The organism is Zarconia sp. (assembly GCF_057467645.1).
Genome location: NZ_JBRJXU010000052.1, coordinates 30,299 through 43,419, shown reverse-complemented (window position 1 = coordinate 43,419; position 13,121 = coordinate 30,299). Strand labels below are relative to the sequence as shown.

Sequence of the window (13,121 nt, the reverse complement as noted above, 5' to 3'; positions counted from 1 at the left end):
TCTCTCAACTCGGTGCTGCGATCGCCCTGTGCCAGTTCCCTCATCTGTCTTTTCTTGGGGGGAGTGTGTAATACAACGTCAGTTCGGGATAAACAGTGTTGGGTCAGGGAATTTTAGATTTTAACGTTAGTTCGGCTTAAGGATTGTCCAGAGGTGGGGCAGTGAGGTGAATTCGCCTCATGTGTGGAAAGGGATCTCTCCACATTGGGGAAAATTGCCCAACGGAGGCAGTTGTATGAGATTTCCTTCCCCCGACACCCGACACCCCTTAACCAAAAGCACATAAGCTTAACCTGTCACTAATGCCGATTCCCTATTCCCCATTCCCCGTTCCCCATTCCCCGTTCCCCATTCCCCGTTCCCCATTCCCCATTCCCCGTTCCCCATTCCCCATTCCCCGTTCCCCATGTCCTAAACCCTTTGTTTGAGTACCAGCAGGGTAATATCGTCGTAAACTTTTTGAGCGCCCACATGAGCGCGCCAATCTTCGATCGCGGCTTGTCCGATTCCCTGGGCGCTGGTATTCCAAACTCGTTCGATTTTACGGCACAAGCGTTCTAAGCCGTAAAACTCTCCCGTGGCATTCTGGGCTTCGGTAATCCCATCGGTGTACAGCACTACCCCATCACCCGACTGTAACTGAATCGAACGCCTACCGATCCATTCGTCAATCCGTTCTTCTAAACCCAGGGGAAAACCCAAATCTAGGGTATCGATGCGCTCGATACGGCCATTGGCGCGGACGACGAGGATTTCTTCGTGCTGTCCGCTCAGATGGACTTCGCCGCGATCGTATTCTAATAGAGCCAAACTGAGATTTTTATCGGAATTCATCCGGCGCACGTTTTTATAAATGGTGCGGTTGAGGACATCGAGAAAAATAGCCGGATCGGTTTCGTCGTGTTCGAGTAGCGTCCGTACTGCGGTTTGTACCATGAGCATCAACACGCCACTTTCAAGACCGTGTCCGGTGACATCTCCAATGCCGATGAGTACCCGTCCGTTATGATGAGTGAGCACGTCGTAGTAGTCGCCTCCGACTTCAGCGGCCGGTTCCATAAATCCGGCAATCTCCAACCCCGGAATTTGGCATAACTCCGTCGGCTGCGGAAGCAACATTTTTTGCAATCGCCGGGTGACTTCAATTTCGGCGCTCAGGCGCAGGTTTTCCGCTTGCAGGCGCTGGTTGAGGGAGGTAATTTCAGCATTGGCCCGATCGAGTTCGACAGTGCGTTCTTTGACTAATTGCGTTGTCAGTTCGTGGATGTGGGATTGGGCCACGAGCAACTGCTGAACGTCGACGAGTCGATATTCCCGAGGACTGAGTTCGACGACAACGGGTTCGTAGAGGCATTGGGGCGATCGCTGCAAGCATTTCATCGCCGCTTCCACGATCGGCATTTGACCCGGACAAATTAAAATTTCCGTTTCTACCAAACCGTACAAACGCTCGATGGGACGCCGGCTAAAGAGTTCCAAGCTGTAGGGACGACTCATTAATTCGAGAAATCGCCGTCGGGAAATCATCCCTTGAAACGCGCTACCGATTGTCAGAATCACACCCGGTAGGTTCGGAGAACGATCGAAAGCGGTTCTGAGGGTTTGACCGGGGGTTGACAATTCTAGGGAACACTCAAATAGATGCAGTCGAGCGAGGGTGGAATCGATTCTGAGGTTTTGTACGAACGCCCGAATCTGAGATGGCAACATGGTACGGGATGTTGAAGGAAAGCGCGTCCGGGCCGGTAGAGGAGAATCTGCAGAATCCCTCCCAGAAGAATCGATCTCGCCAGAGAGGGTAAATTCGATTTTATCGTTCGCGAACGAACCATCGATCGCACCAGCCCTCCATTTGAGATGTTCTCGATCGAGGTCTGTCTCTTTCTTCGTCTTAATTTCGTCCATTGTTAGGACCTCTACCGCCACTGGCGGTGTTGGATATGGGGATAAGAGCGCAGTGGTTAGCGGACGTACCCCAATTTGGCAGTCTCGGTCGCTTTGGCAGCTTTAGCAGAAACGGCCGCCAGGGAGACACACAGCGATACGCGCTGACCTTCACAGAAATTACAGTAAGGTGCGATCGTGAATAATCAGGTGCCGCTGGCGATCCCACGAAATCAGTCCTTTGTGCTTTAACCGATTGAGAATGCGAGTGGCCGACACCCGACAGGTACCGACGACGTTGGCTAAATCGAGATGGGTGAGGCGCACCCCCAGCCGCGTTCCCTCCGGGACGGGTTGTCCCATTTCTCGCTCTAGGAGCACAAGAACCTGGCGCAAGCGTTCTTCAACTCGCCGATGTTGGATAGCTGCAACTAACTCTAATAGTTGTCGCTGTCTCCATGCCACCTGAAGGACGATACTCGATCGTAGTTGGGGAGAGACTTCGATCTCGACGCTGGAATACCAAACCAGTTGGACGTCGGAGAGTGCTTTGGCACGATATTGAGGTCGCGCGTGCAGTCCATCCCCCAACCACATCGAAGAACCCAGCCATCCGAGTACCCGTTCTCGTCCGTCGAGGGAAAAGGTGCTCATTTGAACCCAACCCCGGCAAACTTGCCACATTCCACCATCGCGAAGGTGGATGATGTCTCCACGCTGGTAGTTCGTCCAAGTTCGCTGTTCGTTCGATTCGCGTTCGATGGTGTCGGGGATAAATCGATCTCGTGCAAGCATAGGAATTTGGTAAAAACTGGGGTGAAGTAGAAATGTCGCTCGTCTCTAATGCGCCACCAGGCATACAATGCTCGCTCGAATCGAGCATCTCGCGATCCACCCATGAAAAAAACGTAGCCTAGATGTCAGTTCCGGAAGTTTTGAGTCTGGATATTAGGTCCGAAGCGCGATTTGGACTGTTTTGAGTCCGCAGGCTAGCTCTTGTGAGCTAACTAATGTATCCCACACTACTTGAGTTGGAGTAATCTTGGGTTAAGTCCAGTTAAAACTTCACTTAAACCCCACAGGGGAATCACCCCATTGCGCCATCGCAATGCTGTTATGGCTTTGGGTAGAATCCCATCGATCGAACCTACGGGTGCCGTTAGATTTCCACTCGATTCATCCCTGATGCGATATCCCGTTACCCTCGGCTAAGTCTTCATCGATCCATTTGGTGACCTTCGGTGAGGCCGATCGAAATGGTATGATGTCTACCCACGCTGTTGCCCACTTCATTATTCCCATGAATCGATGGCGACAGTTCGATCTCGATCGAGAGTAACGCACCGAACAGCTAGCAACCACCCTCGCTCGATCGTAACGTCTTGAAATGGTTTGAGTTGGAAGCACTCGTCCAGACCGAACAAAATTTCCAGGGATAAAATTTGGGTTCTTTTTTATCCTGACATTGCAGGTACGAACTTGCGTTAACAACAGGTTAAAAGCTCAGATGCATCAACCCGAATCGATACTAAAATGGGATGTTCGGCTCGAACTTTCCGTAAAAGTAATGAGTTTTTTCTGGATTTTAGTTCTACCTCCTAAGGTTTCAATAAATTCACGCAAAATTAAATATAGATAATAAAATTAAAGCTAATATTTTTATTATAAATCAGTATTTTTCACATTGTAGATTCGAAAAAAATTGCGTAATCTGTTATACGAACACTCTCAAAACAGCAAAAAAGACTTTGAGTGAGAGTGTAAAACACATATCTAAAACTGTCAATCTTAAATTGAAGTCAAGTCTTTCAGGGCGCACTATCGTTCGATTTTTAAGTCATTCAAAATCGATTTTGGGTGGAATCGAAGATAGAACAAAGCACAAATTGTGCCCCGATTGAAGTCAATTCAAAATTCTCATTTGAGGTAGAGGAACTTTTTCAATCGCATTTCTTCTAAGGGCGTGTAGAGAGTTTAGCAATGCCATTGCCCCTTCCATTTGCGAAATCGATCGAAATTCTGGCAGTTTTAGAAACGGTTTTTCAACCGGATTTGAGTTTTAAACGCAACCCAACGAATTCATAACACAGCAACCATGCCAGGACCTACAGCACTCGAGCAGGAAATGCTATTCGCCGTCAACCGGATGCGGATGAATCCTGCTGACGAACTCGACCTCTTAATTAATTCCACCGACTCGAACGTCAACGGTGCGATCGACTTTTTTGATGTCGATCTCAACTTACTCCAAACTCAGTGGAATAGCCTCGTTCCCACGGCTCCCCTGGCTTGGTCGGAGCAGCTGCATACCTCGGCCGACACCCACACTCAACTGATGATTCAGTTTGACAGGCAGGACCACAATTTTGAGGGGGAACCGAGTTTAGGCGCTCGAGTCAGCGCCACCGGCTATCAATGGAATGCCATCGCAGAAAATATTTTCGCCTTCTCTGACTCGGTCTTCCACGGTCATGCAGGCTTTGCCATCGACTGGGGAAACGGACCCGGCGGGATTCAAAACCCGGCCGGACATCGCAACAGCATCATGAGCAGTAACTTCCGGGAAATCGGTATCGATATCACCCCGGAAAACGATCCCACCACCAGTGTCGGACCCTTAGTTATCACCCAACACTTTGCCAATCGCAATGCCATCAACAACCAAGGATGGCTGTTAGGAAGCCTGTTCCGCGATGTGGATAACGATACCTTCTACGATGCAGGAGAAGGTCTCAACGACATCGATATCAATATTACCGGGATTAACGGCACCACCTTTAGCCAAACTATCGCGCCGATGGATGCCGGGGGATATCAAATCCTCCTGGATGCGGGACAGTATCAGGTGGAGTTCGAGCGTGACGGTACGTCTCTGAAGACGGAAAACTTCACCATCTCCAACCAAAACGTCAATGTCGATTACATCGATGCAGCCTCTCCCGCACCTGACCCCGGCAAAGGTAAAATCGTCGGCAACAAGTTTGAAGATCTAGACGGCGACGGCACCTGGGATAGCAATGAAAGCGGTCTCTCCGGCTGGACGATTTTTCTCGATACCAACGGCAACCGCCAACTGGATGCCGGAGAACAGTCCACCACCACCGATGCCAACGGGGAATACGTTTTCAATAACCTCGACCCCGGAACCTATACCGTCGCTGAAGTTCTCCAGCCGGGATGGGAGCAAACTTATCCCGACCCCGCCAACCCGATTGGTTCGGAGTCTTATCAGCTTGACGATGGCGCGAATGAAAACTTCATCGGTTACAATTCCGGCGATTTGATGGCGTTTAATGCCTTCGAGGCGCAAGCGGGTTTTGAAACGATTACTTCTATTTCGGTCGAACTCTCGTCTTTCGTCAACGCCAAAGCGGTCTTCCTGTACCAAGATCTCGATAACGATAACCGACCCGATGGCAATGAAAAGTTGGTCGAAGTGACGGCGAATTTGACGGGAACGGACGGCTTGGCAAATATCGCCATTCCCGAAACGACGGTGAGCGGAACCTTCTTCGTGGCGGCGTTATATGAAGGAAACGGCAGCACTACGACCTGGATTCCTCAAGATACGACCGCTCCTGCCGGAAAGTCCTGGAAGGCACTGGCTTCTTCAGCCGGAACCTTCAATCCCGATAGCTTTTCAGCGTCTGAGTTCAGCAATAACTGGATGCTGCGGGCCAATGCACCGGGTGCGCTGCCGCAAATCGTGACTGTTGCTGCTGATGAGACAGTCGTGAATGTCAACTTCGGCAACCAGCAGACAGCGCAACCCCCCGCCGTTCCCACTCCAGGAGATGACACTCTGGTGGGAACTGCCGGCGACGATACCATTAAGGCTCTAGCTGGAAACGATCTCGTGAGTGGAGAAGATGGAGCCGACACGCTTTGGGGGAACGCTGGAGAGGATACCCTCAATGGCAATGCTGGTGCAGATGTACTCTTGAGTGGTTCGGGGAACGATCTGCTCGATGGCGGTACCGAAAACGACAGCCTCAATGGTGGAGATAATAACGATACGCTTTATGGCGGTGCCGGCAGCGACAGCCTCAATGGCGGCAAACATGAGGACGTACTTCATGGTGGCGACGATAGCGACACGCTCAACGGTTCAAATGGGAACGACACGGTAAATGGTGATGGGGGAGCCGATCGCCTGATTGGTGGCGGTGGCAACGACACGCTTAATGGCGGTACCGAAAACGATCGGTTGATTGGTAGTGCTGGAAACGACTTACTTAACGGTGATGCCGATCGAGATACTCTTGTTGGGGGCAACGATAGCGATACCCTGAACGGTGGTGACGACAACGACGTTCTTAATGGTGGTAACGGTAGCGACGTTCTCACGGGTAATTCTGGAAACGATCGCCTCTTGGGTGGTTCCGGTAGCGATACTCTCACTGGAACCGATGCCAGTGCTGCCGGTGCTGGAGAAAAAGATACTCTCAAAGGACAAGGGGGAGAGGATACCTTTGTTCTGGGAGATGCCGATCGAGCTTACTACACCGCTGGTGCGGATTTTGCGCGAATTGTGGACTTCACGGCTTCTGACGATTCGATTTTACTCCACGGTACGGCAGCAGACTATCAACTGCGCGAAGTGAACAACCACACCCAAATTCGTTTTGGAAACGAATTCATTGGGCTTGTTCTCAACCAGACGGGGTTAGATTTAGCCGATGGGAATACGTTTAGCTTTGTCTAATCGCAATCACTAACCTCAAATCCCCGATCTAAAAGGCGATCGCTTCCCGAATGAATCGAAGAAGCGATCGCTTTTTCGATAAAAAATTTCCGGTGGCGATCGGGGGAGATCGTCATCATTTACAATGATGATAGACATTGACTTATTCGATCGATTGAAATTTCCAATCGGAAATCTATGCGAGTGTTTAATGACATTTGACTAACTGTAAAAGTATCGACACACCAGGAGACCAAATGCAGATAATTCGCAGATAAATGTTGGCTTGACTGAATGTTGAGACTTCCGCATATCGGGTAATCTTCAGTTTTAATTTCTCAATGGCTGTTTGAGGATAGAGTATTTTGACCTCAGCGTAAAATCCACTCAAGTGTTGCCAATCTGACTAACCGGCTAAATGGCTTCCCTCACATGAGATGTAGAAATTCAAACTGGCTTTCGAGATGTCCTACATCCGAGTTTGAGTGAGGATCTTTTTAGGCTTGGAACTGAAGTTGAGAAGATGTAGTGATGGTAGCCGACGGACCCATTTCGATCGCGGTGTCGATCGCCGTGTCGATAACCGTTTTGATAACATTTAGAACAAACGAAGGGAGTTACTCGCGGGTCGAACCTGGGGAAAGCTGGCGATAGTTTCGGGAATAAAATCTCTGCCAACGCCGTACGGCATGGCAGATGAAATGGGATGAAAGATGTCGGAACTTGCTGGTTTCACAACAGAAACCTTGACAGTTTATTAGGGACTCGATAACGATCGTGAAAACAGAAAATGCATTTGCTACCAACTCGACGATATCGATTGTCGACAGAAACGAGTTGGAGATCGATCCCCTTGCAATCTCCGGAGAAATCCGGGGCAGCCTGTGGGAAGATATCGATGGCGACGGCAGCCAGAATGCCAGCGAACCGGGTCTTTCTGGCTGGACGGTGTATTTAGACGCAAACCGCAACGGTCGATTAGAGATTGCAGAAACCGCCACAACGACTGATATCAACGGAGACTACCGCTTCAGCGACTTAGAGGCCGATCGATATTACGTTGGAGTGGTGCGGCCGAGTGGCTGGGAACAAATTCATCCCCCCACGAGTAACGCGAATGCGGTGCGCGGCGTTCCCTCCTCAAAACCCGAGATGTCCGATGCCACCGTCGAAGGAGCGATCGAACGGGCGATCGCATCTTCATCCGAAACATCCCCAACCCTCCAATGGGTTGTCGGTTTAGAACCCGGCGTTTCCCCCGATGCCGTTGCCGCCAGTTTGGGAGCCAAAAATCTAGAAGTTCTCCCCCATCGCTCCAATACGTTACTGGTAGAATTCCCAAATACCGACACCTCACCAGATTCGGCGCGATCGTTACCCTCTCCTGGCATTGAATTTCTCTACCCCCTCACCAAACAAGCGTTGCAAACCCGCGCCATCCCCAACGATCCTCTATTTACCGACCAATGGCACTTGGTGAATACCGGGCAAACTGGAGGAACCGTCGGGGCTGATGCGAATGTCGAGCTGGCTTGGGATATCGCGCTAGGAACTGGGGTGGTGATTGCCGTTGTCGATGATGGTCTGCAACACGCTCACCCCGATTTGAGCGATCGATACCGCGCCGATTTGAGTTTCGACTTCAACGATAACGATCCAGACCCCACCCCCATTTCCACCCACCATCACGGTACGGCAGTGGCAGGAGTCGCCGCCGGTACGGGCGATAACAACCTTGGAATTAGCGGTGTCGCACCCGAGGCCTCCCTTGCAGGCTTGCGCCTGGTGGCCGAACCCACAAGCGATCTCGACGAAGCCAACGCCCTGAGCTATCAAAACCAGGAAATCGATATCTACAACAACAGTTGGGGTCCTACAGACGACGGTCAGCGACTGGAAGGTCCAGGTCCCCTGACTCTGGCAGCTCTCGAAAATGGCGTCACCAACGGTCGCGGCGAATTGGGGAGTATTTACGTCTGGTCTGCGGGGAACGGCTTGCAAAATGACGATAACGTTAACTACGACGGCTACGCCAATTCCCGCTACACCATTGCCGTCGGGGCGATCGACCATAACGGGGAGCAAGCGTTCTATAGCGAACCGGGCGCGCCGATACTCGTGACAGCTTATTCGAGTGGCGATGGAGTCCGAGTGACCACCACGGATTTATTGGGGGAAGATGGCCTGAGTGCTGGGGACTATACCGATCGGTTCACGGGCACCTCTTCATCGGCACCGCTGGTTTCCGGGGTTATTGCCCTGATGCTCGATGCCAATCCCAACTTAACCTGGCGCGACGTGCAGCACGTGCTGGTGGAAACGGCCGAACAAAACGATTCCACGGATCTCGATTGGACGACGAACGGCGCGGGACATCTGGTGAACCACAAATACGGTTTCGGGGCAGTGGATGCGTTGGCGGCGGTGGAAGCAGCGATCGCGTGGGAGACGGTGGCTGAGGAAGTTTCCGTTACGTCTGGGGAAACGCTCGTCGAGGTAACCATTCCCGATAACAACCCGACTGGGGTCACTTCAACCATTTCGATCGTCGAGGATATCAATCTCGAATGGGTGGAAATCGTCTTCGATGCCACCCATGATTATCGCGGGGACTTGGAAATCGTACTCACATCCCCCGATGGCACCGAGTCAATTCTGGCCGAAACGCGCAATGACTTCCGCGACGATTACAGCAGTTGGACGTTCACCTCTGCTCGCCACTGGGGAGAGTCTTCTTTTGGAGACTGGACTCTGGCCGTTTCTGACGGAGTTACCGGCGATGTCGGTTTCTGGGATTCTTGGCAGTTGAATTTTTTCGGTACGGCGATCGACCCGACCCTGCAAACAGTTACCCTCAACGCCGGGGAAACCGTCGACAATATCGATTTCGGTACCCAACTGAGCGCCGAACCGGAAGGAACGGGGGGGGACGACCTGCTGATTGGCGGTTCGAGCGATGACGCGATTTACGGGCGAGCTGGAAACGACGAAATCGACGGCGGCGCGGGGAATGACGAACTTCGGGGGAATGCTGGAAACGATCGCCTGCGCGGTCAGCTGGGAGACGATATCCTCAAAGGGGGACTCGGAAGTGACGAACTCGAGGGCGGCGCCGGTAACGATTCCCTCGTGGGATTGGAGGAAAACGATGTCTTGAACGGAAACGCTGGAGAAGACACCCTCCAAGGTAACACCGAAAACGACACCCTCTCCGGTGGCGACGATAACGATACCCTCCACGGCGGCCAGGGAGATGACGAACTCAACGGGGATGGGGGAGACGATCGCCTCACGGGAGGAGATGGAAACGACGACCTCAACGGTGGGCTAGATAACGACAAGTTGTTTGGTGGTGAGGATAACGACGAACTCAACGGCGGTCCTGGCGACGACACCCTCAATGGGGGAACCCAAGAAGATGTCCTGGCAGGAGGTGAGGATAGCGATACCCTTCGCGGTGGCGATGGAAACGACGTACTTACGGGAAATACCGGTAGCGATCGCCTCACAGGAGGTGACGGCGACGATACCCTCAACGGAACCGATTCCACCGCGGCGGGGGTTGGGGAAGAAGATACCCTCGTCGGACGAGACGGTGCGGATACTTTCATCCTCGGTGACAGCGTTGGTCCCTATTACGTTGGTGGCGATGCTGTCGATTTTGCCCGCATTTTGGATTTGAGCCCAGGGGAAGATGCGATCGTCCTTCACGGTGCGCTTGAGGACTACCAATTGCTGGAAGTCGATGGCAATACTCAGATTTTACGAGCTGGGGATGTCATCGGCGTTGCCATTGGGGTGACGGGATTGGAGCTGAGCGATGCGAGTACGTTTAGCTTCGTCTAGTGCTGCTACGCAGAATTAAAAATGAAAAGTTGAACGGGACTCAAACCGACACCGCTCGCGATGCACGCAAAATGCAAAATTAAAAATGCTGACTGTACAGAGCTTTCAGCGTTTGAGAGCTAGGTAGTTATTTCTGCCGCGCTGCACTAGTAACAATTGATATCAAGTCGGCATGAATATCCATAATATAGAAAAGTGCATGTCAATGATATGAGTCTCTGCCATAGCCACTTAATTGTGGGTGTTTAACCCGACTTGATATGACAATTGACAGTGGAAGTTTAGACTCAAAAAAGCTTGACGCGACCTATGGTATTTTTTGATAAGAATCATAGATGTAGCGTACTTTTTGAATGAGTCTAAACTCCACTCGTAATGGATAAAGATCGAACTCAACTTGCTTCTTCTTCCAATGCTTCTAACAGAAATTGGCTGTAGCTTGGAGCGATTTTTCTAAACGGAACGGCTTCAAAAAGTATCGGTGCCGATTCCTCCTTATACCCGTAAACCGGCGGATCGTCTCCGTCAGAGGTTTTGAAAAACCAAAAGATATAGCCTTGATGTCCGCCGAACACAAAAGCATCTTCTGGCAGCGGCTCGGGAAATTCATCTTCTTTTAAGAGTGCCTCCAAACCTTCGCGCCGTTGATACATTTGAGGATCGTAAAAGAAGTCCGAACCAACCAGGAATCTACCAGCCTGAATGCCTCCCCAGAGAAGGAATTCCTTGTAAGCAGCGGGTAATGAGAGTCCGCATTGTTTTTCGAGGGAACGAACTTGCTTTTCCGTGCAAGATAAGACCCTCTTGGCATAACGCTTTTTCACCCGTCCTAATTCTTGAAAACGAGCTTTAAATCGATCGAGATACATCATTAATGTCCGTTCGAGAGCGGATTAGGTGAGAACTGGGTCTCAAATTCCCACTCACCACACAACCGGTTATCCTCCTGTTATACCCTCGATTCTGAAACAGTGACCCGCATCATCACCTAGGCATTCTCCCATCGATGGAACCCGAACTGACTCTTCATCGCCCTAACTTCATAAACTCACATTTACCAGCTTCCCCCTTCTCCTCTAAGAGGTCTAATAGACATCTGGTAGAAATAAAAATTCAGATCGATTTCTATACTGAAGTCATGAATTTCTTCTGGCTTTCCCCCTTAACCCTTAACCTTTAACCCTTTCCCAAAAAAAGGTCTAATGCTCGAAAATCCCTTGGTATTGCAATAAATCCAAAGAAACGTGCACCGGAAGACATTCAAAACATTGCTGCGCCAGTTCCCAGCGTTCTTCCCGTTGCAACATCTCCGTTAACTTTTGGCGCGCACCCAGCAAATATCGCACGTCGTTGGCAGCATAGTTGAGCTGGGCATCGGATAAATTGGCAGCATTGCCCCAATCAGAACTCTGGGCGCGTTTGTCGAGTTCGACCCCTTCGAGTTCGGCAATCAAGGATTTTAAACCGTGTTGGGAGGTGTAGGTTCTTGCCAGTTTGCTGGCAATTTTCGTGCAGAATAGGGGAGCAACCTGGATGCCGAGATGGTAGCGCAGGGTAGCGACATCAAACCGGGCAAAATGAAACACCTTGACGATCGCCTCTGCTTCCATTAGTTTTTTCAAATTTGGCGCTTCCGTTTGTCCTCGGGCGATGCGAATGGCGCTCACGTAGCCATCTGGGTCGCATAGCTGCACCAAACAGAGGCGATCGCGCTGGGGAAGCAATCCCATGGTTTCCGTATCCACGGCGATTTCCTCGGCAGCCAGATATCGATCGAGGGTTTCGTTGGGTAGGTCGCGATCGCAAACTTGAAAATTTTCCATGGTGTGTTGGTGATGGTCAATGGTCTGTTTCCGTTGTCCATTGTCCCCTGTTACTGGCTGCGGACGAACAGTTGCGTGAAGTAATATTCACCTTGGCTGTTGCGAGCGATACCGATGCCCGTCATGTTGTAATTCCCTTCAATATTTTTCAAGTGACCGGGACTATCGAGCCACCCTTCAAAGGCTTGAGTTGCTGGGTCGCTGTAGCCTTGGTTATAGGCCACATTTTCCCCCACCTCCCGCAGGGAAACCAGCTCACCCAGGGCATCCGCCCGTTCTTCAAATCCATCGTGACCGAATGCCACCGTTCCCGAGGACATATCTTCAGAATGCGATCGAGCAATGTCGCTCATTTGCGGATCGAGGGAGAGAGTGGGTAAACCTTGACTCTGACGATATTGGTTGACCTTCTGATGAACCGCTTCTTCAATCTCGATAAACGTTGCCGCTGCCACCGGAACCGATCGAACCGGCGATGAGATTGGGGCAGAAACGGGGGCAGAAATGCTACCGGCAACCTCGCAACCCCCAAGACTCGCAAGGGCAAATAATCCCAAACACAGGCGATCGAACGTTAAATTAACCATGGATTTGATTTCAGGCGAGTTCTTCTATTGACTGGAAGTTTAGACTAAATGACGAGATGCGATTTCGACCCCATACAGATGATAGGGATGATTCTCTTGTTGTATAGCGGTATTCAGTTAGGGTGCAGACAGTCCGAGCTAACATGAGCGTATCTTCGATCTTTCTCCCCCTTCTTCCCCCGCTCCCCCAGCTCCCCCTGCTCAAATCCACCGGAATCTAAAAAACATTCACTTGAAAGGCTCCCCCAGCTTCCCCCGCTCACCTTCACGATATCAAACACGGGTGTGGCGGTTCCT

The 13,121-nt window shown here is 51.1% G+C and carries 8 protein-coding genes; 2 read left to right on the top strand and 6 right to left on the bottom strand.

Annotated elements, in window-relative coordinates; all coding sequences use genetic code 11:
- Positions 1 to 411: 411 nt before the first annotated feature.
- Together AC2215_RS07190 and AC2215_RS07185 are read right to left on the bottom strand one after the other, a co-directional pair.
- On the bottom strand, positions 412 to 1,905 hold the full coding sequence (locus AC2215_RS07190) for a PP2C family protein-serine/threonine phosphatase (RefSeq protein WP_486809285.1): 1,494 nt from the start codon (positions 1,903 to 1,905) through the stop codon (positions 412 to 414).
- A 159-nt stretch (positions 1,906 to 2,064) separates the two neighbouring features.
- Positions 2,065 to 2,679: a Crp/Fnr family transcriptional regulator gene (locus tag AC2215_RS07185; protein WP_486809284.1), complete on the bottom strand. Its 615-nt coding sequence runs from the start codon at positions 2,677 to 2,679 to the stop codon at positions 2,065 to 2,067.
- 1,300 nt (positions 2,680 to 3,979) lie between these two features.
- Between AC2215_RS07185 and AC2215_RS07180 the strand changes: the two genes are divergently transcribed.
- Positions 3,980 to 6,589 (top strand): SdrD B-like domain-containing protein, encoded by a 2,610-nt coding sequence (locus tag AC2215_RS07180; protein ID WP_486809283.1) that lies wholly within the window; start codon positions 3,980 to 3,982, stop codon positions 6,587 to 6,589.
- Here AC2215_RS07180 and AC2215_RS07175 read toward each other — a convergent pair.
- The gene (locus AC2215_RS07175) at positions 6,586 to 6,708 is read right to left on the bottom strand and encodes a hypothetical protein (RefSeq protein WP_486809282.1); all 123 of its coding nucleotides are present in this window, start codon (positions 6,706 to 6,708) and stop codon (positions 6,586 to 6,588) included. The two genes, AC2215_RS07180 and AC2215_RS07175, sit on opposite strands and share 4 nt — an antisense overlap.
- A gap of 637 nt (positions 6,709 to 7,345) precedes the next feature.
- On the opposite strand from AC2215_RS07175, the gene AC2215_RS07170 reads away from it, so the two are divergent.
- Positions 7,346 to 10,414: a S8 family serine peptidase gene (locus AC2215_RS07170; RefSeq protein ID WP_486809281.1), complete on the top strand. Its 3,069-nt coding sequence runs from the start codon at positions 7,346 to 7,348 to the stop codon at positions 10,412 to 10,414.
- 392 nt (positions 10,415 to 10,806) lie between these two features.
- On the opposite strand, the gene AC2215_RS07165 is transcribed toward AC2215_RS07170, so the two are convergent.
- From AC2215_RS07165 to AC2215_RS07155, 3 genes are all read right to left on the bottom strand, one after another.
- Entirely contained in the window at positions 10,807 to 11,286 is a 480-nt protein-coding gene (locus AC2215_RS07165) for an SMI1/KNR4 family protein (RefSeq protein WP_486809280.1), read from the bottom strand.
- A gap of 327 nt (positions 11,287 to 11,613) precedes the next feature.
- On the bottom strand, positions 11,614 to 12,237 hold the full coding sequence (locus AC2215_RS07160; protein ID WP_486809279.1) for a ribonuclease D: 624 nt from the start codon (positions 12,235 to 12,237) through the stop codon (positions 11,614 to 11,616).
- A gap of 50 nt (positions 12,238 to 12,287) precedes the next feature.
- Entirely contained in the window at positions 12,288 to 12,824 is a 537-nt protein-coding gene (locus AC2215_RS07155) for a CAP domain-containing protein (RefSeq protein WP_486809278.1), read from the bottom strand.
- Between the last annotated feature and the right edge of the window lie 297 nt (positions 12,825 to 13,121).